Source organism: Mesorhizobium sp. BR1-1-2 (genome assembly GCF_020165435.1).
Lineage (GTDB): Bacteria > Pseudomonadota > Alphaproteobacteria > Rhizobiales > Rhizobiaceae > Mesorhizobium.
Genome location: NZ_JAIUID010000008.1, coordinates 180,904 through 203,147 on the forward strand (window position 1 = coordinate 180,904; position 22,244 = coordinate 203,147).

The 22,244-nt window shown below is 63.0% G+C and carries 22 protein-coding genes; 9 read left to right on the forward strand and 13 right to left on the reverse strand.

What is annotated here, in order from left to right:
• Nucleotides 1–58 precede the first annotated feature (58 nt).
• From LB551_RS19865 to LB551_RS19885, 5 genes are all read left to right on the forward strand, one after another.
• Nucleotides 59–1,651: an ABC transporter substrate-binding protein gene (locus tag LB551_RS19865; RefSeq protein WP_140550183.1), complete on the forward strand. Its 1,593-nt coding sequence runs from the start codon at nt 59–61 to the stop codon at nt 1,649–1,651.
• Nucleotides 1,652–1,699: 48 nt separating this feature from the next.
• Nucleotides 1,700–2,707 (forward strand): ABC transporter permease subunit, encoded by a 1,008-nt coding sequence (locus LB551_RS19870; RefSeq protein ID WP_140550182.1) that lies wholly within the window; start codon nt 1,700–1,702, stop codon nt 2,705–2,707.
• 70 nt (nt 2,708–2,777) lie between these two features.
• A complete protein-coding gene (locus LB551_RS19875; protein WP_224625050.1) occupies nt 2,778–3,632 on the forward strand; it encodes an ABC transporter permease subunit in 855 nt (284 codons plus the stop codon).
• Between the two features lie 2 nt (nt 3,633–3,634).
• Nucleotides 3,635–4,492 carry an ABC transporter ATP-binding protein gene (locus LB551_RS19880; protein WP_224624878.1) on the forward strand — a complete coding sequence of 286 codons (858 nt, stop codon included), beginning with the start codon at nt 3,635–3,637 and terminating at the stop codon, nt 4,490–4,492.
• Complete coding sequence (locus LB551_RS19885; protein ID WP_140550179.1) at nt 4,489–5,319, forward strand: dipeptide ABC transporter ATP-binding protein; 831 nt, start codon at nt 4,489–4,491, stop codon at nt 5,317–5,319. Before LB551_RS19880 ends, LB551_RS19885 begins: the two co-directional genes overlap by 4 nt.
• Before the next feature lie 407 nt (nt 5,320–5,726).
• On the opposite strand, the gene LB551_RS19890 is transcribed toward LB551_RS19885, so the two are convergent.
• Complete coding sequence (locus tag LB551_RS19890) at nt 5,727–6,746, reverse strand: zinc-binding alcohol dehydrogenase family protein (RefSeq protein ID WP_224660209.1); 1,020 nt, start codon at nt 6,744–6,746, stop codon at nt 5,727–5,729.
• 29 nt (nt 6,747–6,775) lie between these two features.
• Nucleotides 6,776–7,195: a GlcG/HbpS family heme-binding protein gene (locus LB551_RS19895; protein WP_224660210.1), complete on the reverse strand. Its 420-nt coding sequence runs from the start codon at nt 7,193–7,195 to the stop codon at nt 6,776–6,778.
• Nucleotides 7,196–7,452: 257 nt separating this feature from the next.
• Between LB551_RS19895 and LB551_RS19900 the strand changes: the two genes are divergently transcribed.
• Nucleotides 7,453–7,818 carry a winged helix-turn-helix transcriptional regulator gene (locus tag LB551_RS19900; RefSeq protein ID WP_140550176.1) on the forward strand — a complete coding sequence of 122 codons (366 nt, stop codon included), beginning with the start codon at nt 7,453–7,455 and terminating at the stop codon, nt 7,816–7,818.
• Nucleotides 7,819–8,024: 206 nt separating this feature from the next.
• On the opposite strand, the gene LB551_RS19905 is transcribed toward LB551_RS19900, so the two are convergent.
• Nucleotides 8,025–8,957: a LysR family transcriptional regulator gene (locus LB551_RS19905; RefSeq protein WP_224660211.1), complete on the reverse strand. Its 933-nt coding sequence runs from the start codon at nt 8,955–8,957 to the stop codon at nt 8,025–8,027.
• 91 nt (nt 8,958–9,048) lie between these two features.
• Here LB551_RS19905 and LB551_RS19910 point away from each other — a divergent pair, with 91 nt between their 5' ends.
• Nucleotides 9,049–10,062 carry an NADP-dependent oxidoreductase gene (locus tag LB551_RS19910; protein ID WP_224660212.1) on the forward strand — a complete coding sequence of 338 codons (1,014 nt, stop codon included), beginning with the start codon at nt 9,049–9,051 and terminating at the stop codon, nt 10,060–10,062.
• Between the two features lie 66 nt (nt 10,063–10,128).
• Nucleotides 10,129–10,434: a putative quinol monooxygenase gene (locus LB551_RS19915; protein WP_224660213.1), complete on the forward strand. Its 306-nt coding sequence runs from the start codon at nt 10,129–10,131 to the stop codon at nt 10,432–10,434.
• A 153-nt stretch (nt 10,435–10,587) separates the two neighbouring features.
• On the opposite strand, the gene LB551_RS19920 is transcribed toward LB551_RS19915, so the two are convergent.
• The 4 genes from LB551_RS19920 to LB551_RS19935 form a co-directional block, all read right to left on the reverse strand.
• Nucleotides 10,588–11,868, reverse strand: a complete 1,281-nt coding sequence (locus LB551_RS19920; RefSeq protein WP_224660214.1) for a cysteine desulfurase-like protein — start codon at nt 11,866–11,868, stop codon at nt 10,588–10,590.
• A 47-nt stretch (nt 11,869–11,915) separates the two neighbouring features.
• Nucleotides 11,916–12,590 carry an amino acid ABC transporter permease gene (locus LB551_RS19925; RefSeq protein ID WP_140496993.1) on the reverse strand — a complete coding sequence of 225 codons (675 nt, stop codon included), beginning with the start codon at nt 12,588–12,590 and terminating at the stop codon, nt 11,916–11,918.
• Between the two features lie 159 nt (nt 12,591–12,749).
• Complete coding sequence (locus LB551_RS19930) at nt 12,750–13,547, reverse strand: ABC transporter substrate-binding protein (RefSeq protein WP_140640052.1); 798 nt, start codon at nt 13,545–13,547, stop codon at nt 12,750–12,752.
• A 434-nt stretch (nt 13,548–13,981) separates the two neighbouring features.
• Complete coding sequence (locus tag LB551_RS19935) at nt 13,982–14,758, reverse strand: HpcH/HpaI aldolase family protein (RefSeq protein WP_224660215.1); 777 nt, start codon at nt 14,756–14,758, stop codon at nt 13,982–13,984.
• 125 nt (nt 14,759–14,883) lie between these two features.
• Between LB551_RS19935 and LB551_RS19940 the strand changes: the two genes are divergently transcribed.
• Entirely contained in the window at nt 14,884–15,975 is a 1,092-nt protein-coding gene (locus LB551_RS19940; RefSeq protein WP_224660216.1) for an LLM class flavin-dependent oxidoreductase, read from the forward strand.
• Nucleotides 15,976–15,999: 24 nt separating this feature from the next.
• Here the strand turns inward: LB551_RS19940 and LB551_RS19945 are convergent, their stop codons facing one another.
• The 6 genes from LB551_RS19945 to LB551_RS19970 form a co-directional block, all read right to left on the reverse strand.
• The gene (locus tag LB551_RS19945) at nt 16,000–16,395 is read right to left on the reverse strand and encodes a RidA family protein (protein ID WP_224660217.1); all 396 of its coding nucleotides are present in this window, start codon (nt 16,393–16,395) and stop codon (nt 16,000–16,002) included.
• Between the two features lie 57 nt (nt 16,396–16,452).
• On the reverse strand, nt 16,453–17,601 hold the full coding sequence (locus tag LB551_RS19950) for an acyl-CoA dehydrogenase family protein (RefSeq protein ID WP_224660218.1): 1,149 nt from the start codon (nt 17,599–17,601) through the stop codon (nt 16,453–16,455).
• A 230-nt stretch (nt 17,602–17,831) separates the two neighbouring features.
• The gene (locus LB551_RS19955; protein WP_224660219.1) at nt 17,832–18,644 is read right to left on the reverse strand and encodes an enoyl-CoA hydratase family protein; all 813 of its coding nucleotides are present in this window, start codon (nt 18,642–18,644) and stop codon (nt 17,832–17,834) included.
• On the reverse strand, nt 18,641–19,111 hold the full coding sequence (locus tag LB551_RS19960; RefSeq protein ID WP_140513060.1) for a MarR family winged helix-turn-helix transcriptional regulator: 471 nt from the start codon (nt 19,109–19,111) through the stop codon (nt 18,641–18,643). Before LB551_RS19960 ends, LB551_RS19955 begins: the two co-directional genes overlap by 4 nt.
• A complete protein-coding gene (locus LB551_RS19965) occupies nt 19,105–19,878 on the reverse strand; it encodes an SDR family NAD(P)-dependent oxidoreductase (protein ID WP_224660220.1) in 774 nt (257 codons plus the stop codon). The genes LB551_RS19960 and LB551_RS19965 overlap by 7 nt, the downstream gene beginning before the upstream one ends.
• Entirely contained in the window at nt 19,875–22,169 is a 2,295-nt protein-coding gene (locus LB551_RS19970) for a bifunctional salicylyl-CoA 5-hydroxylase/oxidoreductase (RefSeq protein ID WP_224660221.1), read from the reverse strand. Before LB551_RS19970 ends, LB551_RS19965 begins: the two co-directional genes overlap by 4 nt.
• Nucleotides 22,170–22,244: the final 75 nt, after the last annotated feature.

Here is a 22,244-nt window from a genome sequence, read left to right on the forward strand (position 1 = left end):
TATATGCGCGCTTCGCGAGCCTGATAGAGGGGCTTGGAAAAACATCAGGGAGTGCTCAATGAGGAAGAAACTGACTTTTGCAGCCGCGTTGCTGGCTGCAAGCGTCCTGGGCGGCGTGGCCAACGCAAAAACCTTGGTCTACTGCGCCGAAGCTTCGCCGGAAGGCTTTGACCCGGCGCCCTACACCGCGGGACAGACGTTCGATGCGTCTTCGCGTACGGTCTTCAACCGCCTCGTCGAATTCGATCATGGCAAGACGACGGTCTCGCCGGGCCTGGCCGAAAGCTGGTCCATTTCCGACGATGGCAAGGAATACACGTTCAAGCTTCGCAAGGGCGTGAAGTTCGCCGCCACTGACTATTTCACCCCGACGCGCGACTTCAACGCCGACGACGTGGTGTTCTCGTTCGAGCGTCAGGTCGACAAGAACGGCCCCTGGTTCCAGTACATACCGGGCATTGCCTACCAGTATTACAATGACCAGTTCGGCGACAACATCACCAAGGTCGAGAAGGTCGACGACCTGACGGTGAAGTTCACCCTCAAGGAGCCGGCGATCACGTTGATCCCGACGCTTGGCATGGACTTCGCCTCGATCGTTTCCAAGGAATATGCCGACAAGCTGCAGGCGGACAAGACGCCTGAACTGTTCAACCAGAAGCCGATCGGCACCGGCCCGTTCATCTTCGTCGACTATCAGACCGACGCCGCCATCCGCTACAAGGCCAACCCCGACTATTGGGGCGGCAAGCAGAAGATCGACGACCTTGTCTTCGCCATCACCACCGATCCGGCGGTCCGTGCGCAGAAGCTGAAGGCTGGCGAATGCAACATCATGTCCTACCCGGCGCCGGCCGACATCGCCGGCCTGCAGGCCGATCCGAACCTGAAGGTCGACGAGCAGGAAGGCCTCAATGTCGGTGCGCTGATGTACAATACCCAGCAGAAGCCGTTCGACGACGTGCGCGTGCGCAAGGCGCTCAACATGGCCATCAACAAGAAGGCCATCATCGACGCGGTCTTCCAGGGCGCCGGCCAGGTGGCCGTCAACCCGATCCCGCCGACCATGTGGTCCTACAACAAGGACGTGAAGGACGATCCGTACGATCCGGATGCGGCCAAGAAGATGCTCGAAGAGGCCGGCGTCAAGGACCTCAAGATGAATGTCTGGGCCATGCCTGTGTCGCGCCCCTACATGCCGAACGCACGCCGCACCGCGGAACTGATCCAGGCCGACTTCGCCAAGGTCGGCGTCACCGTCAACATCGTCAGCTACGATTGGGGCGAATACCTCAAGCGCGCTTCGGCGGTCGATCACGACGGTGCCGTCATCGTCGGCTGGACCGGCGACAATGGCGATCCGGACAACTTCCTCGGCGTGCTCCTGAGCTGCGCTTCCGTCGGTTCGAACAACCGCGCGGAATGGTGCAACAAGGACTTCGACGCGCTCATCAACAAGGCCAAGACGGTTTCCGACCAGGCCGAGCGCACCAAGCTCTACGAACAGGCGCAGGTCATCTTCAAGGAGCAGGCACCGTGGGCGACGCTTGCCCACTCCAAGGTGTTCATGCCCATGCAGAAGACCGTCTCCGGCTTTGCGATGGATCCACTCGGCATCCATCGCTTCGACGGCGTCGATATCGCCGAATAAGGTTCGCGAAACGGGGCGGCGCCACAGCGCCGCCCCACCTCGCCCGCCATGCTGCGTTATATCCTCGGCAAGCTCGCCCTCATCGTCCCGACCTTCATTGGGATAACCATCCTCGCTTTCGGCTTCGTGCGCATCCTGCCCGGTGATCCGGTGCTGGTGCTCGCGGGCGAACGCGGCCTGTCGCCCGAACGTCACGCGGCGCTGATGCACCAGTTCGGTTTCGATCTGCCGATCTGGCGACAGTACCTGACCTATCTGGCCAACATCCTCAGCGGTGATTTCGGCACCTCGTTCTCCACCAAGACGCCGGTGCTCAAGGACTTCCTGGTGCGGTTCCCGGCAACCGTCGAACTCGCCATCTTCGCCATGATCTTCGCCATCGTCTTCGGTGTCGCTTTCGGCATCTTCGCCGCGATCCGCCGTGGCTCCTGGTTCGATCAGCTGACCATGGGTACGGCGCTGGCGGGCTATTCCATGCCGATCTTCTGGTGGGGGCTGCTGCTGATCATCGTGTTTTCCGGCATGCTGCACTGGACGCCGGTTTCCGGCCGCATCGACCTTCTCTATTTCTTCAAGCCGGTAACCGGCTTCATGACCATCGATTCCCTGATATCGGGACAGAAGGGCGCATTCCGCTCGGCCCTCTCGCACCTCGTCCTGCCCACCATCGTGCTCGGCACCATTCCGCTTGCCGTCATCGCCAGGCAGACGCGGTCGGCCATGCTCGAGGTGCTCGGCGAGGACTATGTGCGCACTGCGCGCGCCAAGGGCCTGGCGCCGCGCCGCGTCATCGGGCTGCACGCTTTCCGCAATGCGCTGATCCCGGTCGTCACCACCATCGGCCTGCAGGTCGGTACGCTCCTGACCGGCGCCATCCTGACCGAGAGCATTTTTTCGTGGCCGGGCATCGGCAAATGGATGATCGACGCTATTTCCAAGCGCGACTATTTCACCGTGCAAGGCGGGTTGCTTTTGATCGCGCTCATCGTCATGTCGGTGAACCTCATCGTCGACGTGCTCTATGCCGTCATCAACCCGCGTATCCGGGCGAATTGACATGACCAACGAAGGCCCAGCCACAATCGAAGCCGCGACCGTCGTCAGGCCGCAGGACGCCCGGCTGCAGATGTTCGCCGAGTTCTGGCATTATTTCTCGATCAACAAGGGCGCGGTTATCGGTCTCTTCGTCTTCGCGCTGCTGATCCTGATCGCCGTCTTCGCGCCGCTGCTCGCCCCGCATTCGCCCGACGACCAGTTCCGCGACTTCTTCCTGACGCCGCCGGCCTGGCAGGCGGGCGGCAACGCCCAGTTCCTGCTCGGCACCGACGCCGTGGGCCGCGACATCCTCTCGCGCCTGATCTACGGCTCGCGCTTCTCGCTCGCCATCGGCTTCGTCGTCGTCACCACGGCGCTGATCTCCGGCGTCGTCCTCGGCCTGCTTGCCGGTTACTGCCGCGGCTGGGTGGATACGCTCATCATGCGCATCATGGACATCATCCTGGCCTTCCCGTCGCTGCTGCTGGCGCTGGTGCTGGTCGCCGTGCTTGGCCCGGGGCTGGTCAACGCCATGATCGCCATCGCCTTCGTGCTGCAGCCGCACTTCGCCCGCCTCACCCGCGCCGCCGTGATGGCGGAAAAGAACCGCGAATATGTCATCTCGGCCAAGGTTGCCGGCGCCAGCCATCTCAGGCTGATGCTGGTCACCATCCTGCCCAACTGCATCGCGCCGCTGATCGTGCAGGCGACCTTGTCCTTCTCCAACGCCATTCTCGAGGCGGCGGCGCTGGGCTTCCTCGGCATGGGCGCGCAGCCGCCGACGCCGGAATGGGGCACGATGCTGGCCGAAGCGCGCGAGTTCATCCTGCGCGCCTGGTGGGTGGTGACCTTCCCGGGCCTTGCCATCCTGATCACCGTCTTTGCCATCAACCTGATCGGCGACGGCCTGCGCGACGCGCTCGACCCAAAGCTGAAGAGGTCGTGAGCATGTCCCTGCTCGAGATCAAGAACCTCACCGTTTCCTTCGACACCGCCGCCGGTCCGTTCATGGCCGTGCAAGGCATAGACCTGTCGATCGAGCCGCGCGAGGTGCTGGCCATCGTCGGCGAATCCGGTTCCGGCAAGTCGGTGGCGATGCTTGCGGTGATGGGGCTGCTGCCCAACACCGCGACCGTCAAGGCCGACCGCATGGCCTTCGACGGCGTCGATCTTCTGAAGCTCAGCCCGTCCGAGCGGCGCAAGATCGTCGGCAAGGATATCTCCATGATCTTCCAGGAGCCGATCGCCAGCCTCAACCCGTGCTTCACCGTCGGCTTCCAGATCGAGGAAGTGCTGCGCTTCCACATGGGCATGGACCGCGCCCAGCGCCGCGCGCGCGCCATCGAATTGATGAAGCTTGTCGGCATTGCCGATCCCGAAGAACGGCTGAGCTCGTTTCCGCACCAGATGTCGGGCGGCCAGTGCCAGCGCGTCATGATCGCCATCGCCATTGCCTGCAATCCGAAGCTCTTGATCGCGGACGAGCCGACCACCGCGCTCGACGTCACCATCCAGAAGCAGATCCTTGATCTCCTGGTTTCGCTGCAGGCCAAATACGGCATGGGCCTGATCATGATCACCCACAATATGGGCGTGGTGGCAGAGACCGCCGATCGCGTCATCGTCCAGTACAAGGGCCGCAAGATGGAAGAGGCCGACGTGCTGTCGCTGTTCGAGAACCCGAAGAGCAACTACACGCGCGCGCTGCTGTCGGCGCTGCCGGAGAACGCCGTCGGCGACCGGCTGCCGACCGTTTCCGACATGCTGTTCGAGCCGGCGCCTTCGGCCGCGGGAGCCTCCGCATGAGCACCACGGTTCTGGAAGGCAAGAACATCGTTCGCGACTACCATATCGGCGGCGGCCTGTTCAGCGGGCCGCGCACCGTGCACGCGGTCAAGGGTGTCTCGTTCACAGTGGACAAGGGCAAGACGCTCGCCATCGTCGGCGAAAGCGGCTGCGGCAAGTCCACGCTCGCCCGCATCATCACGCTCATCGATCCGGCGACATCGGGCGAACTGTTCATCGACGGCAACAAGGTCGACATCGCCAGGAACGCGCTGTCGAAAGAGATGCGCCGCAAGGTGCAGATCGTCTTCCAGAACCCTTACGGGTCGCTCAACCCGCGCCAGAAGATCGGCGACGTGCTGGGCGAGCCGCTGCTGATCAACACCGACAAGACGGCCGCCGAGCGGCGCGACCTCGCCATGAAGATGCTGAAGAAGGTCGGCCTCGGTCACGAGCACTACAACCGCTATCCGCACATGTTCTCGGGCGGCCAGCGCCAGCGCATCGCCATCGCCCGTGCATTGATGCTGAACCCGAGCCTTCTGGTGCTGGACGAGCCGGTCTCGGCGCTCGATCTTTCGGTGCAGGCGCAGGTGCTCAACCTGCTCGCCGACCTGCAGGACGAATTCCAGCTGACCTATGTCTTCATCAGCCACGATCTCTCCGTGGTGCGCTACATCGCCGACGACGTGATGGTGATGTATTTCGGCGAGGCGGTCGAATACGGCTCGCGCGACGAGGTCTTTTCAGACCCCAAGCACAGCTACACTAGGACGCTGTTCGCAGCGACGCCGCGCGCCGATGTGGCCAGCATCAAAGCGAGGTTGGCGAAGAAGAAGGCGGCCTAGAGTCGGAGGATTTCAGGTCGAATCGACCTGAAATCTGAATCCGCCGCTAAATCAAAACTCTAGGGTCAAAACCCCACTACTCTGAACGACCGAGTTTTACCCAAAGACGGCTTACGTCTGCCAAGACCTGGACGACCGCTTTGCGCCCGGAGCGGTCATCGTGGCCTTGTAGGCGTCAACGGTTCAGACTTCAGTAATGGGTCAACGCGCCTTCGCTTGAAAATACCAGAACCACACTGAACAATTTCGGGTACACGGAATCCATCGAGAAGCGATCGCGACGCTGTCCGCGTCGCGATCGCTTGGGCCCCGGTGGTGTCGGCGGCACTTACACAAGCTGGGAAACCCAAACATCCCTGAACAAAGAAGTTGCGGCCCGGTGAGCAGACCGCCCTCTGGCCCTCCGATCAGGCGAAGCCTTCGAGCACCACCTTTCCGATGGTCGATCCGCTTTCGAGCTGCGCATGCGCCTTTTTGAGATTCTCCGCGTTGATCGCACCGAGGTTCTGTGTGGCGGTCGATCGAATCCGTCCATCGTCTACGGCGGCGGACATCGCGTCGAGAATTTTGCCCTGCTCGTCCATGTCCGGCGTTTCGTAAATGGCTCGTGTGAACATGAGTTCGTGATGGATCGACACCGCCTTGCGCTTGAACTTCATGATGTCGAATCCCGACGGATCGTCAATCAGGCCGAAGCGGCCCTGCGGTGCGATTAGTTCAGCGATATCGTCGATATGCTGGGCGGTTTGCGTCGTCGAAAATACGAACGCCGGAGCGCCGATGCCCAGTGCCGCGATCTCGCCGGCAAGCGGCTTCGAGTGATCGACCACATGGTGGGCTCCCAACGACTTGACGAAGTCCTTGGTCTCGGGACGTGAAGCCGTCGCGATAACGGTCAGGTCGGTAAATTGCCGGGCGATCTGGATTGCGATCGGTCCGACCCCGCCGGCACCGCCAATGATCAGGATGGCGGCAGCAGCACCGGGAACCGGCTTCTTCACGTCCATGCGGTCGAAGAATGCCTCCCAGGCGGTCAGCGATGTAAGCGGGAGCGCCGCGGCATCGGCCCATCCGAGTTTTGACGGCTTCCTGCCGACGATACGCTCGTCGACGAGATGGAATTCGGCGTTTGCGCCCGGACGAGTGATGGAGCCTGCATACCAGACCTCGTCTCCCGCCTTGAAACCGCTGACGTCAGGCCCGACGGCGGCGACGATGCCTGCCGCGTCCCAGCCGACCACCTTCCATTCGACGCCGGCAGCCGGCGGCGTGCTGTGCCGGATTTTATAGTCGACCGGGTTGACTGAAATGGCCTTCACTTCGACAAGGATGTCGCGGCCTTTCGGTTCTGGCCGTGGCAACTCGATGTCGATGAGAGAATCCGCGGCGTCGATGGGCGAAGGGGTCTTGTATCCGATGGCTTTCATAGGTGTCTCCCGTTGGCCGTTTTTCGATGTCACTTGGAAAAATTGCGAAGAGCTTCTTCGCCGGCTTCCTGGTCCTGCGTCCAGCTTCCGCCGGAAATACCGATCCCGCCGATGATCGCGCCATCCTCCATGATCGGAAAGCCGCCGGCGGCGGCCATGACGCGCGGAACATGCCTTAAGTTCGAAGCGCCACGATCTTCCAGCAGGTCGACCCACTGGGCCGTCGACAGACCGAAAGAGGCCGCGGTGTAGGCCTTGTCGATGGCAATGTTGACGGCAAGATAGGAACTGCGATCGCTGCGTTCGAATGCCTTCAGGTTGCCGGCAGCGTCGACGATCGCGATGACCGCTTCGAACCTGATGCGTTTGGAAGCGGCGATGGCCTCGGCGATGAGGCGGGTTGCGGCGTCTCGCGTGATCGAGCGGGCAGTGAAGCTGTTTGCAGACATGGTCGGTCCTATCGGCTGGTTGCGATGGTGACGGGGTTCGATTGCAGCCGCGACTGGTTCGCCCCTCAGTGGCTTCAATGTAGCGATGCGCTCTCAGGCCTGGGATACGCACAACGTTTGCCAATAGTATCCAATTGGATACCGGGCGGGGCCTGCGAGGATCTCGCCCAACGCCTTGCCAGTCCAGGCTGAACCCGATAACGAACAGATTATGTTGTACATGCGGATTTGCATGTAAATATCTGAAGGATACCGCCATGGCCAAGGCCCGCCATTCTCGCTTCGACTGCAATCCCGGCTGTTCCGTGGAAGCGGCCATCAGTCTGATCGACGGTAAGTGGAAGTGCGTGGTGCTGTTCCACCTTTTGCGCGGTACGATGCGCTTCAACGAGATACAGCGTCAGATCGGCGGCGTCACACAGCGCACTTTGACGAACCAGTTGCGCGAGCTTGAAGAAGACGGCCTGATAGAGAGAAAGGTTTATGCGCAGGTGCCGCCGAAGGTGGAATACACCATCTCACCGCTCGGCCGCAGTCTCGAACCCATCCTCGTTGCCCTGAAGGGGTGGGGCGATGACAATATTGGTCGGTTTGGCAAACCTGTGGCGGCAAACGCCGCTTGATCCAAAATGCTGTGCAACGATTTAAACGCTGTAATATCAGTTGGTCGCGGTGCGACCGAGCCATTGGCGTTTGCAGGCGACATGTCAAATTGCGAAGCTTCGAATATTAGAGCGGTCCTTGCCTAGCGATAAATCGGCTTGCCCGTCGACTCTGTCCAATGGCTGTCATGGCCGGAATCGCCTCTAAGCGGCCCTTCCGCGCCAGATCAGTCGATGCTTGAAACTGCCATTCGCTGCATGAAAGCGGCGTCGAGCATGGTCAGAAAGGCGCGCACCGCGGGGTTGGCGCGTCGGCTTGCCGGCCAGAGCACGGTGACGTTATTTCGCTCGACGGCGAACGTGGACAGCACGGGGACCAGATCGCCGCGCTTCACATAGGGAGCCGCCATGAAGGAGGCGCCTACGCCTATCCCGCCACCGGCTGCCAGCATGATGAGCACGGCATCGCTGGCATCGGCGACCACACCAGCATTGGGCACGATCTCGATTTCGCGGCCGCCAATCCGGAAGGGCCAGCGAAAGGTCTGGCCTGTGCTCTGATATCGAAGATTGACGGTGTCGTGCCCTACCAGGTCATCGGGATGGGTCGGGGCGCCGCGTTCCTCGAGATAGGCTGGCGAGGCGAAGCAGCAAAGCCGATGGGGTGCGAGCTTGCGTGATAGTAGCCGGGTGTCAGCCAGATCACCGATGCGTATGGCGACATCGATCCCTTCCTCAATCATGTCCACTATCTGGTCACCCAGCCTGAGATCGACGACCAGGTTCGGGTGGAGCCGACGGAAAGCCGGTAAAGCCGGAGCGATCAGGTGGAGTCCAATCGGCAGCGACGCGGCCACGCGCAACGTGCCCGATGGTTCGGAGCGCGCGGTCATTGCCGCCTGCTCGATTTCCTCCGCCTCGCGTAACAGACGCAGCGCGCGCTCATGCAGGTCGCGCCCTTCGGGCGTGAAGGTGAGCGAGCGCGTCGTACGGGTAAACAGCGACAATCCTAAATGCCGCTCGAGCCGCTGGATGCTCTTGCTGACCGCCGACGGGGAAATCGACAGCGCCCGGGCCGCTGCCGTGTAGCTGCCCAGCGATCCGGCACGCGCGAAGGCGATGATACCAGTGAGCCTATCCAGAGCGATATGTTCCACCATGGCATTACTTAAGCGCCATCTGCGCCGATTATCAACCAGGGGTCATGCCACTAAATCTGCTCCAACGACATGATGAGCGGAGATTTGACCAATGAGCGACAAGATGAAGGCAGTCCGTCTGCATGCATTCGGTGGTCCCGAAGTGCTGGTGTACGAAGACGCGCCGAGGCCGGATGTGAAGCCCCGTGAGGTCCTCGTCCGCGTTCAGGCGGCGGGGCTTAATCCGCCCGACTGGTATCTGCGGGACGGCTATCGCGCCCTGCCGCCAGAATGGCGACCCAACGCATCCTTCCCACTGATTCTCGGCACGGACGTGTCGGGCGTCATTGAAGCGGTTGGCGCCGACGTCGCTGAGTTCAGCATCGGCGACGAGGTCTATGCAATGGTTCGCTTTCCCCATGACCTAATGACGGGTAGCAATGCCTACGCGCATTATGTCAGTGTGCCGGCATCGCAGCTTGCGTTGAAACCAGCCGGCATCGACCATATTCATGCGGCCGGCGCGCCGATGTCGCTTCTGACGGCATGGCAGTTCTTGGTCGAACTTGGCCACGACGAGCCGAATCCATTCCAGCCCTTCCGGCATGAGCCGCGGCCGCTCAACGGCAAGACGGTGCTGATCAACGGCGCCGGAGGCGGTGTCGGGCATCTGGCTGTCCAGTTGGCGAAATGGCGGGGCGCTCGCGTCATCGCGGTGGCATCGGCCAAGAACGAGGGGCTGATGCGAGATCTCGGCGTAGATCAGTTCGTCGACTACAAGACGACCGCGACCGAAGAAGTCGTCCGAGATGTCGACCTTGTCCTCGACTCGGTAGGCGGCGCGGACATGGGGCGCTTCTTCCATGTTCTGAAGCCGGGCGGCGCGCTGTTCCTGATCAACCCGCTGGGCTTCACGGGTCACGAGGAGGCAGAGAAGCTGGGAATCACGGTCTCATCCACACAGGTTCGATCCAATGGCGCACAGTTGGCAAAAGTCGCCCGCCTGCTCGACGACGGCATTGTGCGTGTCGTCATCGACAGCACATTCCCGCTGGCCGAGGCATCGCGCGCGCACCAGCGCGCCGCCGACGGCAGTATTCAAGGCAAGATCGTGCTGGCCGTCTGATTTGTTGCTTTCAGCCGCCCGATCGTCGGAAGTGCAGACGGCGAGCGGGATCCACCAAGGTAAGCCATGATGCTGATTGTTACCGGCTATATGTACGTCGAGCCCTCGTCGGTCGCCGAGTTTGTCCAGGATCTCCAGAACCTCGCGATAGCTACGCGGCAGCGGGACGGAAATCTTTCCTATGACGCGGCTGTGGACGATCCGCTTGCCGGCCGCCTCCTGGTCGCCGAGCGGTGGAGAGACCAGGCCGCACTCACTGCACATCTCCATGCTACCGACACGATGGAGTTCGTTGGTCGATGGGGCGACACCATCAGGGGTGAAATTCTCAAGTACGACGTCCTGCGCGAACGTGGCTTGGTGGACGAGTAGCAAAGTACGCCGGTGAGCGTAGCGTGGCAGTCGGATCGTCTGCATATCTGCGCTCGCAACCGGCGCAGTGGACGGCAGTTGTCGACAGTTTCCGCCGTTCCGAACCGCATATCCGACTGGACGCTTACGGCCCCTTCCTAGACCGACCGCCGCTCACGACAGCTTGGCGATAATCGCGCGCAGCGCCTCGCCGAAGCGGTGCACCTCCTCCACCGTGTTGTAGTGCACCAGCGAGGCGCGGATGGCGCCGCTGTCCATCGACAGGTTGAGGCGCTTCATCAGGCGCGGGGCGTACATGTGGCCGTCGCGGATGCCGATCTGCAATTCAGCCATTTCCTCGACGATCCGCTGCGGCGACAATTTGCCGATGTTGAAACAGAAGGTCGGCACGCGTTCGTTGATCCGGGCCTCCTCGGAAACGCCGTAGATCGTCGCGCCGCAGCTCTTCAGCACAGCCAGCATCTCGCGCGCCAGCACCAGCTCGTAGTCGCGGATGGCGCCCATGCCGGCGACGATGTTTTCGCGCCGCGAGCGGTTGTTGGACGGGGCAAGGTTGCGGCCGATGAGTTCCAGATACTGGACCGCTGCGTCCATGCCCGACACGTTCTCGTAAATGAAGGTGCCGGCCTCGACCTTGTAGGGCGGCTCGTCGGGGATGAAGTCCTCACGGAAAGTCGGCAGCCGCTTCAGCGTTTCGAAGCGGCCCCACAGGAAACCCATATGCGGCGAGAAATTCTTGTAGCCGGAACAGACGAGATAGTCGCAATCCCAGGCCTGTACGTCGATCAGCCCATGCGGCCCGTAATGCACGCAGTCGAGGAACACTTCGGCGCCGGCGGCGTGCGCGATCCCTGCCACCGAAGCCACGTCGACGATCGAGCCGATGGAATGCGCCGTCACCGTGCAGGCGACAAGCCGGGTACGATCGGAAACAAGCGGGCGCAGATCGTCGACATGCAAATTGCCGTCTTCGCGCATGCGCCACCACTTGAACTTGGCGCCAGCGGATTCGAGCGCCAGCCATGTCGCGATGTTGGCGTCATGGTCCATGTCGGTGACGACGATCTCGTCGCGCTCTCCAAGCATCTGGCCGATGCCGAGGCTGACCAGGCGGATGAACGAGGTGGCGTTCATGCCGAAACAGATCTCGGATGGGCTGTAGGCATTGATCAGCAGTGCCACGCTCTCGCGCGCATCGGCGACCGACTGATCGACAGTGACGCTGCGGCCATAGCGGCCGCCGCGCTGCACATTGTGCGAAACCAGATGGTTGGTCACCGCATCGAGCACGCTCTGCGGAATCTGCGCGCCGGCGGCGTTGTCGAGGAAGATGAAGTCGCCTGCCCGCTGCAAGGCCGGAAACATCGCCCGGATTCTTTCAACAGGGAACGCGCCGGAAGTGCCGGTCGCATTGGCGGCTTGATGCTTGTTCATGGTCGTCTCCTGCGAAGTGCTCGGTAGATGGGAAATTGTAGGCGCGGTCAGCGCGTCTTCTCGGTTTTGAAACGGTCTTCAAGCAGGCTGACGAGGCGAACCATCGGCCACAGGAAGATGAGATAGACCAGCGCCGCGCCGATCAGCGGCGAGGGATTGGCGTAGAGCGACTGCGCATTGGTCGCTTCCTTCAGGAGTTCCGGCAGCGCCACGGTGGAGGCGAGCGAGGTGTCCTTGAACATCGAGACGCAGTTGCTGGTCATCGGTGGGATGACCACGCGCACCGCCTGCGGCAGCACCACCTTGCGCAAGGTCAAAAGGAAGGGCAGACCGAGGGCCTGCGACGCCTCGAACTGGCCGCGCGGAATGCTCTCGATGCCGGAGCGGAACACTTCCGCCGAATAGGCCGACATGATGATGGCGAAGGCCGTCACGGCGGAAGCCCAGGACGACAGGCGGATGCCGAGGAAGGGCAGCGCATAATAGATCAGGATCAGCACCACCAGCACCGGCAGCGCACGGAAGATGTCGGTGTAGCCGACCGCCAGCCACCTGAGCGGCTTCGGCGCATAGAGCCGCAACAGGCTGATCACCAGGCCGATGGGGATGCCGATGCCGATGCTGAGTAGGCCGAGCAGCAGCGTGTTGAGAAAGCCGCGCAGCAGCGCCGGCAGGCTGGACGCGATGACGTCGGCGTTGAAGAAGGTATCGAGCAGCGACATGGGAGGCTTTCCCGAACCGTTTGGCGTCCCGTGACGCCGGAGCAGAAGCCGGAACAGCGAAAGCGGTTTTGCCGCGCCGAGCTGGTTCCGGGAGGGGTTATATATCAAACGAAACGTGCCGGCCTTTCGAACCGGCACGTTCTCCTTGGCGGCCGCCGCTCAGGCCTTCGGAACCGGCATTTCCTTGGCGGTCGAGGAATCGGCGGGCGCGTCGCTGCCGAACCACTTCTTGTGGATCGCGGCCAGCGTGCCGTCCTTCTTCATCGCCGTCAGCGCGTCGTTCAGCTTGCCGAGCAGCGGGTGGTCCTTGGTCATCATCAGCCCGTACTGTTCGCCGGTCTTGATGCGTTCCTTGACGGTGAGATCCTTCATCTTGGTGAAGGAGTACTGCATGCCCGGAATGTCGCTGACAGCCGCGTCGATGCGCCCGGCGCTGAGATCGAGCAAAAGGTTCTGCTGCGTGTCATAGCCCTTCACGTCGCTGAAGCCATCGGCCTCCTGGTGCGCCTTGACCCAGGTCTCGCCGGTCGAGCCGGACAGCACGCCGACGATCTTGCCCTTGAGGTCTGCCTCGGCCTTGATCGGGCTGTCCGTCTTGGTTGCGATGCCCATGTCGGAATCATAGTAAGGCTGCGTGAACGACTGCGACTTCAGCCGCTCCGGCGTGATGGTGATCGACGAGATGGCGACATCGATGCGCTTCGAGGTGGTGGCGGCGAACAGCGCCTGGAAGCCGAGATCGGCGATGTCTGTGGTCATGCCGACGCGCTTTGCCGCTTCGTTGACGATGTCGACTTCAAAGCCCTCGAAAGTGCCGCTCTCGTTCTTGTACTCGAACGGCGGATTGGTCGGATAGGCGCCGACATTAAGCACATCGGCGGCATAGGCGGTTGCCGGTCCGGCGGCGATGCCGATGGCGGCCGCGAGAAGGATGAGATTGCGACGGGTCAGGCTCATTGTTGGTCCCTCTGGGTGTTCCCTCTGGTTGTTGATCGGGCGGGCTGATGCCCGCACGGTTTCTTGCCGCCCCACCTCCCAGCGGGGCGTCAATTCATGCTCGCGCCATGCGGTCGGGCGCTGTCCGGTCGCGGCAGACGCACATGGGCCGGAAGGCGAGATTGGCGATGCTCTCGGTATGCGGATCGTGGAACTGGCGCGTGCACGCCATCGCAGGCATAGCGTGCTGGAGGATGACTGGGGGCAGCATGAACGACAAGGACTGAAACCCTTTGATCCCACCCGATGCACCACGATGGATATCCGGCAAGCCCGTCCGGAACGGCAGTCACATCGATCGAGGAATGCTTATCCAAACCGCGGCAGTTTTCAAGGCAAAAGTTTTAAGCTTAAAAAGTTGGCGGCGACGGCGCCTGGCATACCTTTCGATAGCGCTAGCCGCGGCCGCTACCGCCCAGCTCGGCATCCGCGCCGGCTTTTCCGGCGGCAGCGCCAGTTCCCAGAAACATCGTGTCGCTGGCCAGGATGAAGAAACTGGCGCCGAGTGCCGCCCATTGGGCGACATCCTGCGGCTTCGCGCAGAAGATCCCGGATGTCCTACCATGCGCGACTGTCGCACCGATGATCCTGCGGATCGCTTGCGTGAGCCTGTCGGCGCCTTCCGGGCCGATCGCATCGATCGATACGGAGAGATCGCCGGGCCCGACGAAAATCACGTCGACGCCCTCGACGGCGGCGATCGCCTCGATATTGGCCAGCCCTTCCGATGTCTCGACCTGAACCGCCACGACGATGCTGTCATTGGCCTCAGCGAGATATTCGGAGATGCGGTAGCCATAGCCGGCGGCCCGTCCGGGCCCGACGCCGCGCTCGCCGGTCGGCGGATAACGCGAGGCCTTCACCGCCGCCTGCGCCTGGGCTGATGTCGAGACGCGCGGGATGAGCACGCCTTGCGCGCCGCTGTCCAATGCCGCCGCGATCGCTTCCGGTGCATGGCCGGGCACGCGCACAATGGCCGGCACGCGATGGATGTCGGCCGCGCGCACCATTGCCTCGATCATATCGCGCGAAATCTGGGCATGTTCCCAATCGATGCAGAGAAAATCGAAACCGGACTGCGCCATCACCTCGACCGCAACGGGATGCGGAATGGCGGCAAAGGAACCGACGAGGCTTTCCCTGCCGATGCATTTGTGGCGAAACGCGCTCATCGTTCCATCCCTTTGTTGTCGTGCCGGAATTCATATCCGCAAACAGCGGCGAGGCGAAGCTATTTCAGGCTTGAAATATTTTCGCGCGGGCCTAGCGTGTCGATCTCCCGCCGCGAGTTCCGGACATGATCAAAGCCCATCCCCTGCACGGCCCAAACAGACTGAAGCTCGGCGTCTTCTCGACCAATGCCGATGGTGGCCTTGCCATATCGGATGTGCCTGAACGCTGGACGGCAAGCTGGCACGACAATCTGACGGCGGCGCAGATCGCCGACCGCGCCGGGCTGGAATTCCTGCTGCCGATCGCGCGCTGGCGCGGCTTTGGCGGCCGCAACAAGGTGCGCGAATGGTCGTTCGAGACCTTCACCTGGGCGGCGGCGCTCAGTGTGGCCACCCAGCAGATCGGCCTGTTCATGACCGTGCATGTGCCGCTGGTGCATCCGCTCTATGCCGCCAAGGCGCTGGCGACGGTCGACCATATCAGCCAGGGCCGCGCCGGCCTCAACATCGTCTGCGGCTGGAACCCGAAGGAATTCGGCATGTTCGGCACGCCGCTCGTCGAGAAGGGCTACGATCAGGCCGCCGAATGGATCGAGATCCTCGAAAGGCTTTACGCATCTGCCGAGCCTCTCGACTATGAGGGCACTTATTACCATCTCAAGGAAGCCGTGAGCCGGCCGGCCAGCCTGCAAGTTCCGCGCCCGGTGACGATGAACGCGGCTTTCGGCGGACCGGGCCGCGATTTCGCTGCCGCCAGATGCGACTACCTGTTCACGACCTTTTCCGAGATGGCCGATGCCGGCAAACATGTCGCCGATATCAGCGAACGAGCCGACAAGGCTGGCCGGAATGTCGGCGTCTACACCGTGGCGCACGTCGTCTGCCGCCCGACGATGGAGGAGGCGCAGGCCTATTACACGCGCTATGCGGTCGATCTGGCCGACCGTGAGGCGGTCGATGCCCATATGGCCGGCAAGAAGGAATTCTCGCGATCGCACGACCCGCATGCCTATGACCGCTACCGCCAGCGTTTCGCCGGCGGCGCCGGCACCTATCCCTTGGTCGGAACGCCCGAAACGATCGCCGCCGACATGGCCGCCATTGCCGGGCATGGCTACCAGGGCATTGCGCTGTCCTTCGTCAACTATACGCAGGAATTGCCTTATTTCTGCGATCACGTGCTCCCGCTGCTGAGGCAGGCTGGCCTTCGCGGATAAATTATTCCAGGAGCGACGAAGTCTTTATTCCGGGATGACGGCGGTGGCCTGGATCTCCACCTTGGCGCGGTCCTCGACCAGCGCCACCACCTGCATGGCGGCCATCGCCGGGAAATGCCTGCCGATCACCTCGCGATAGGCTTCTCCAATGCCCCTGAGATTGGCCAGATATTCGCGCTTGTCGGTGAAATACCAGGTCATCGATGTGATGTGCCGCGGCTCCGCGCCGGCCTCCGCCAGAACCGCCACGATGTTCTGAAGCGTCTGCCGCACCTGTCCGACGAAATCGTCGGTCTCGAACTGGCACTGGCCATTCCAGCCGACCTGTCCGCCGACGAAGACAAGCCGCCCGTGGGCCGCTACGCCATTGGCGTAACCGACCGGCTTGGCCCAGCCATCCGGCTGCAGAATCTCGTGCATTTCAAACTCTCCGCAATATCCGCGTTCGAAACAGTCCAAACCTTGACGCGACCGGGTTCAGGCAGCGCCCATCACTTGCCGCGCGATCACCACCTTCTGCACGTCGGAAGCACCCTCGTAGATGCGCAGCGCGCGGATCTCGCGATACAGGCTTTCGACGATGTGACCCTTGCGGACGCCGTCGCCGCCATGCAGTTGCACCGCTTTGTCGATCACCTCCTGCGCCTTGTCGGTGGCGAACAGTTTGGCCATCGCCGCCTCGCGTGTTACCCGCGCCGCGCCCATGTCCTTGGTCCAGGCGGCGCGGTAGACCAGGAGCGCCGCGGCATCGACGTCGAGCGCCATGTCGGCGATATGGCCCTGCACCATCTGCAGCTCGGTCATCGGCGCGCCGAACAGTTTGCGTTCGGCCACCCGCTTGATGCTTTCATAGAGTGCGCGGCGCGCAAAGCCGAGTGCCGCCGCGCCGACGGTCGAGCGGAACACGTCGAGCACCGACATGGCGATGCGAAAGCCGTCGCCCGGTTTGCCGATCAGTGCCGAGGCGGGCAGCCGGACCTGATCGAAAGACAGTCGTGCCAGCGGATGCGGCGCGATGACTTCCAGGCGCTCCGCGATGCCGAGGCCCTTGCTGTCCCCCGGCACGATGAAGGCTGATAGTCCCTTGGCGCCGGGCGCCTCGCCTGTGCGGGCAAAGACGACATAGAGATCGGCGATGCCGCCATTGGAGATCCAGGTCTTTTCGCCCGACAGAACATAGCCGTCACCATCGCGGGCCGCGGTCATCTCCATATTGGCGACATCCGATCCCGAGCGCGGTTCCGACAGTGCAAAGGCGGAAATGACCTTGCCGGCGCGCGTCTTCGCCAGCCATTGCTGCTGATCCGGCGTACCGAACAGGCTGAGCGCTCCGGTGCCGAGCCCCTGCATGGCGAAGGCGAAATCGGCGAGCCCGTCATGCCGCGCCAGCGTCTCGCGCGTGATGCACAAGGTGCGCACATCGAGCGGCCCGGGATTGTCGGTGTCGAGCGCCGTCGGTTTCAGCCAGCCGTCGCGGCCGAGTTTTTGCACCAGCTCGCGGCAGGCGGCGTCGACGTCATGATGATCGACAGGCAGGTTCTTCGCGCACCATGCTTCCAGGCTTTCGGCCAGCTGGCGATGGCGGTCCTCGAAGAACGGCCAACCGAGGAAGGAACGGTCAGGCATGTTGGCCTCCGCTGTGCTTCGAGCGTTGCGCCCTACGGCGCCCCCCTCTGTCCTGCCGGACATCTCCCCCACGAGGGGGGAGATCGGCTGTCGCGCACGCTTTCGCCAATCTCCGACGTTGCAGGAAGGGTGCCGATGCGGACGCTGCCAATCTCCCCCCGAGAGCGGGAGATGTCCGGCAGGACAGAGGGGGGCGTTGGCCCGCCAACGTCTCCAGCAAAGCGACCATCTCAATCCCCCTCGAACACCGGCTTTTCCTTGGCGACAAACGCCTTGTACGCCCGCTCGAAATCGCGCGTCTGCATGCAGATCGCCTGCGCCTGCGCTTCCGCCTCGATCGCCTGGTCGAGCCCCATCGACCATTCCTGGTTCAACTGCGTCTTGGTGATGCCGTGGGCGAAGGTCGGGCCGGAGACGATGCGCGCGGCCATGTCGAGCGCTTCTGCTTCCAAGGAAGCCGCCTCTACAAGCCTGTTGTAGAACCCCCAGCGCTCGCCTTCGGCAGCCGTCATGGTGCGGCCGGTGTAGAGCAGTTCGGCGGCGCGGCCCTGGCCGATGATGCGCGGCAGGATCGCGCAGGCGCCCATGTCGCAGCCGGCGAGGCCGACGCGGGTGAACAGGAACGCGGTCTTGGCTTCCGGCGTGGCGATGCGGATGTCGGAGCTCATGGCGATGATGGCGCCGGCGCCGACCGCCACGCCATCCACCGCCGCGATGATCGGCTTGCCGCAGTTCAGCATCGCCTTGACGAAATCGCCGGTCATGCGGGTGAAGGCCAGGAGCTGCTTCATGTCCATCTTGACCAGCGGCCCGATAATGTCGTGGACATCGCCGCCGGAGCAGAAATTGCCGCCATTGGACAGGAACACAACGGCGTCGACATCGTCGGCATAGACGAGGTCGCGAAACGTATCGCGCAGTTCGGCATAGCTGTCGAAGGTCAACGGGTTCTTGCGCTCCGGCCGGTCGAGCCGGACCTTGGCGATCCTGCCTTCGACCTCCCAGAGGAAATGCTTCGGCTTGAAGCCGGCCATCTTGCTCATTCGCGTCCCTCCCAGTTGCTGCGGAACGAGGTCAGCATGCCGGTCAGCCGGCGCGCGTCGTCCTCGCTCACCTTGCCCAGCAATTCGCCGACCCAGCCCTCGTGAGCGGCAGCGATGACGGCGAAGGACTTGGAGCCTTCATCCGTCAGCCGCACCATCGAGGTGCGGCGATCGCCATTGCGGCGGGCGCGGGCGACCAGCCCCTCGGACACGAGCCGGTCGACGATCCCCGTCACATTGCCGTTGGACACCAGCAGGAAGCGCGACAGGTCGCTCATCAGCATGCCTTCGGGCGCGCGGTAGAGCGCGGCCATCACGTCGAAGCGCGGCAGCGTCGTGTTGAATTCCTTCTTCAGGCGCTCGCGCAGTTCGGCCTCGATCGTGCGCGAGGCGCGCAGCAGCCTGATCCACAGCCGCAAGCGATCCTTGCCGGGTCCCGACGGCGCGGGCAGGGGGCCGGCTACCATGTTTCGCCTCCTGAGATCGAAATTGCCTGTCCGGTGATCGACGCCGCCGCATCGCCGCACAGCCACAGCACGGCTGCGGCAATTTCCTGCGGCTGGATGAAGCGGCCTTGCGGATTGGTCGCGGCAAGGCTCGCCCGCGCCTGTTCAGTCGAGCGGCCGGTTTTTTCGACGATACGCTGGATGGACTGCTCCAGCATTTCGGTTTCCACGAAACCCGGGCACACCGCATTGACGGTCACGCCGGACTTCGCCGTCTCTGCGGCAAGCGCCCGCATCAGGCCGACGACGCCATGCTTGGCCGCCACGTAAGGCGCGACGTAGGCGTAGCCCTTCAGTCCCGCCGTTGAGGCAATGAACACGATCCGCCCCGCCTTGCGCGCGGCCATGCCGGCGAGCGCCGGCTTCACCGTCAGGAAGGCGCCGGTCAGGTTGACGTCGAGCGTCCGCTGCCAGTCGGCCAGCGCGGTCTTTTGCGCCGGCGTGCTGCCCGCCATGCCGGCATTGGCGACGACGATGTCGAACGGCCCGCGCGCGGCCTCCGCCGTCTCGTAAAGCGATGCCATCGCCGCCTCATTGGTGACATCGGCAGTGATGGCGAAAATGCCTTTGCTTTCGCCGGCCACCTTGGCCAGCTCCGTCTCGCGCCGGCCGCATATGGTGACGTCGATGCCGGCACCGGCCAGCGCCAGCGCGATGGCGCGGCCGACACCGGACCCGCCGCCGGTGACAAGGGCGTGGCTGCCGGCGATCATCGCGGCGGCCGTCATACTTTCAGCCCCGCCGCGGCGTCGCGTTCGGCCAGCCGGTAGGTCTGGTCGCGCCCCGGCAGATAGGGATCCGGCCATTTGACGCCACGGTCGCCGAGCGTCACCGCCGCATGCAGCGTCCAGTAGGGATCGGCGAGATGCGGCCGTGCCAGCGCCACCAGGTCGGCGCGGCCGGCCATCAGGATCGAATTGACATGGTCCGGCTCATAGATGTTGCCGACCGCCATCGTCGCCATGCCGACCTCGTTGCGGATGCGGTCGGAAAACGGCGTCTGGAACATGCGGCCATAGACCGGCTTGGCCAGCACCGAAGTTTGTCCTGCCGAGACGTCGCAAATGTCGACGCCGGCCTCATGCAACAGCCGCGCGATCTCGACGGCGTCGGCAGGTGTCACGCCTTCGATGCCGACCCAGTCATTGGCCGAAATGCGCATCGAGATCGGCTTCTGCGCCGGCCAGGCGGCGCGCACGGCGCGGAAGATTTCGAGAGGATAGCGCATGCGGTTGTCAAGCGAACCGCCATAGTCGTCGGTGCGCCGGTTGGTGACCGGCGTGATGAAGGACGACAGGAGATAGCCATGCGCGGCGTGGATCTCCAGCATGTCGAAGCCGCAGCGGTCGGCCATCTGCGCCGAAGCCACGAATTCGTCGCGCACTCTGTCCATGTCGGCGCGGTCCATCGCCTTCGGCACCTGATTCTCAGGTGACCACGCGACCGCCGATGCCGCCATGACGGGCCAGTTGCCGGAGGCCAGCGGCACGTCGGTGCCTTCCCAACCAACCCGTGTCGAGCCCTTGGCGCCGGAATGGCCGATCTGTGCGCAGATCTTCGCTTCGGTCTCGGTATGGACGAAATCGACCAGCCGTTTCCACGCCACCTCATGTTCGGGCGCATAGAAGCCCGGGCAGCCGGGCGTGATCCGCCCTTCCGGGCTGACGCAGGTCATCTCGATGTAGATGAGCCCGGCGCCGCCCTTGGCGCGCTCGGCATAGTGGGTGAAATGCCAGTCCGTCGGGCACCCGCCGACAGCCTTGTATTGCGCCATCGGCGAGACGACGACGCGGTTGTTGAGCCGCATGTCGCGCAGCTTGAAGGGCGCGAACATCGGTGCGCGGCGGAGCCTGTTGGCGCCGGCGCCCGCCTGGCGCTGGAACCATTCCTCCGCGCTTTCAAGCCATTCGGCGTCGCGCAGCCGCAAATTCTCGTGGCTGATGCGCTGCGAGCGGGTCAGCAGCGAATAGTTGAACTGCACCGGATCGAGACCGAGATAGCGCTCCACCTCCTCGAACCATTCGAGCGAATTGCGCGCCGCCGACTGCAGCTTCAGCACCTCGGTGCGGCGCGCATCCTCATATTTGCGGAAGGCGGCGTCGAGGTCCGGTTCGGTTTCGACATACTCGGCCAGCGCCACCGCGCTTTCCAGCGCCAGCTTGGTGCCGGAACCGATCGAGAAATGCGCCGATGCCGCAGCATCGCCCATCAGCGCCAGATTCTCGAACGACCAGCGTTCGCACAGCACGCGCGGGAAATTGATCCAGGCCGAACCCCTGATATGGTTGGCATTGGTCATCAGCGCATGGCCGCCAAGATATTTTTCGAAGATGCGTTCGCAGACGGCGATGGATTCCTGCTGCGTCATCGCGCCGAAGCCGAAGGCGGCCCAGGTCTGTTCGCTGCACTCGACGATGAAGGTCGCGGTGTCGCTGTCGAACTGGTAGGCGTGCGCCCACACCCAGCCATGCTCGGTCTTTTCGAAAATGAACGTAAACGCGTCGTCGAATTTCTGGTGGGTGCCGAGCCACACGAACTTGCATTTGCGCGTATCGATGTCGGGCTTGAAGATATCGACGAAACTGTTACGCGCCTTGGAGTTCAGTCCGTCTGCGGCGACGACCAGGTCATGCGTCTCCATATAGGGCTTCGGATCGGCGATGTCGGTCTCGAACATCAGCTTGACGCCGAGCTCGCGTGCGCGCCGCTGCAACAGGATCAAGAGCCGCTTGCGGCCGATGCCGCAGAAGCCGTGGCCTGAGGACACAGTGCGCACGCCGTCATGGACCACGGCGATGTCGTCCCAATACGCGAAATGCTTCTTGATCCAGACGGCGCTGACCGGATCGTTCCTGGCCAGATTCTCGAGCGTTTCGGCTGACAGAACGACGCCCCAGCCGAACGTGTCGTCGGCGCGATTACGCTCGAACACCGTCACATCATGCGCGGCGTCCCTCAGCTTCATCGAAATGGCGAAGTAAAGGCCGGCTGGTCCGCCGCCGAGAACCGCAACCTTCATCTGTGCGATCTCCTCTTCGCTTGCTGGATTTCAGTATCGCGCCCGGGCTGAGATATTTCAAGCTTAAAGTTTTAT

What these genes read in the sequence shown, in the direction of transcription:
- LB551_RS19880 (WP_224624878.1), top strand. Translation starts at nt 3,635, where the DNA reads ATGTCCCTGCTCGAGATCAAGAACCTCACCGTTTCCTTCGACACCGCC.
- LB551_RS19960 (WP_140513060.1), bottom strand. Translation starts at nt 19,111, where the DNA reads ATGGTAGCCGGCCCCCTGCCCGCGCCGTCGGGACCCGGCAAGGATCGC.
- LB551_RS19950 (WP_224660218.1), bottom strand. Translation starts at nt 17,601, where the DNA reads ATGCCTGACCGTTCCTTCCTCGGTTGGCCGTTCTTCGAGGACCGCCAT.
- LB551_RS19905 (WP_224660211.1), bottom strand. Translation starts at nt 8,957, where the DNA reads ATGGTGGAACATATCGCTCTGGATAGGCTCACTGGTATCATCGCCTTC.
- LB551_RS19885 (WP_140550179.1), top strand. Translation starts at nt 4,489, where the DNA reads ATGAGCACCACGGTTCTGGAAGGCAAGAACATCGTTCGCGACTACCAT.
- LB551_RS19890 (WP_224660209.1), bottom strand. Translation starts at nt 6,746, where the DNA reads ATGAAAGCCATCGGATACAAGACCCCTTCGCCCATCGACGCCGCGGAT.
- LB551_RS19930 (WP_140640052.1), bottom strand. Translation starts at nt 13,547, where the DNA reads ATGAGCCTGACCCGTCGCAATCTCATCCTTCTCGCGGCCGCCATCGGC.
- LB551_RS19965 (WP_224660220.1), bottom strand. Translation starts at nt 19,878, where the DNA reads ATGACGGCCGCCGCGATGATCGCCGGCAGCCACGCCCTTGTCACCGGC.
- LB551_RS19920 (WP_224660214.1), bottom strand. Translation starts at nt 11,868, where the DNA reads ATGAACAAGCATCAAGCCGCCAATGCGACCGGCACTTCCGGCGCGTTC.
- LB551_RS19945 (WP_224660217.1), bottom strand. Translation starts at nt 16,395, where the DNA reads ATGCACGAGATTCTGCAGCCGGATGGCTGGGCCAAGCCGGTCGGTTAC.
- LB551_RS19875 (WP_224625050.1), top strand. Translation starts at nt 2,778, where the DNA reads ATGTTCGCCGAGTTCTGGCATTATTTCTCGATCAACAAGGGCGCGGTT.
- LB551_RS19955 (WP_224660219.1), bottom strand. Translation starts at nt 18,644, where the DNA reads ATGAGCAAGATGGCCGGCTTCAAGCCGAAGCATTTCCTCTGGGAGGTC.
- LB551_RS19935 (WP_224660215.1), bottom strand. Translation starts at nt 14,758, where the DNA reads ATGAGCGCGTTTCGCCACAAATGCATCGGCAGGGAAAGCCTCGTCGGT.
- LB551_RS19910 (WP_224660212.1), top strand. Translation starts at nt 9,049, where the DNA reads ATGAGCGACAAGATGAAGGCAGTCCGTCTGCATGCATTCGGTGGTCCC.
- LB551_RS19865 (WP_140550183.1), top strand. Translation starts at nt 59, where the DNA reads ATGAGGAAGAAACTGACTTTTGCAGCCGCGTTGCTGGCTGCAAGCGTC.
- LB551_RS19900 (WP_140550176.1), top strand. Translation starts at nt 7,453, where the DNA reads ATGGCCAAGGCCCGCCATTCTCGCTTCGACTGCAATCCCGGCTGTTCC.
- LB551_RS19970 (WP_224660221.1), bottom strand. Translation starts at nt 22,169, where the DNA reads ATGAAGGTTGCGGTTCTCGGCGGCGGACCAGCCGGCCTTTACTTCGCC.
- LB551_RS19940 (WP_224660216.1), top strand. Translation starts at nt 14,884, where the DNA reads ATGATCAAAGCCCATCCCCTGCACGGCCCAAACAGACTGAAGCTCGGC.
- LB551_RS19925 (WP_140496993.1), bottom strand. Translation starts at nt 12,590, where the DNA reads ATGTCGCTGCTCGATACCTTCTTCAACGCCGACGTCATCGCGTCCAGC.
- LB551_RS19870 (WP_140550182.1), top strand. Translation starts at nt 1,700, where the DNA reads ATGCTGCGTTATATCCTCGGCAAGCTCGCCCTCATCGTCCCGACCTTC.
- LB551_RS19895 (WP_224660210.1), bottom strand. Translation starts at nt 7,195, where the DNA reads ATGTCTGCAAACAGCTTCACTGCCCGCTCGATCACGCGAGACGCCGCA.
- LB551_RS19915 (WP_224660213.1), top strand. Translation starts at nt 10,129, where the DNA reads ATGATGCTGATTGTTACCGGCTATATGTACGTCGAGCCCTCGTCGGTC.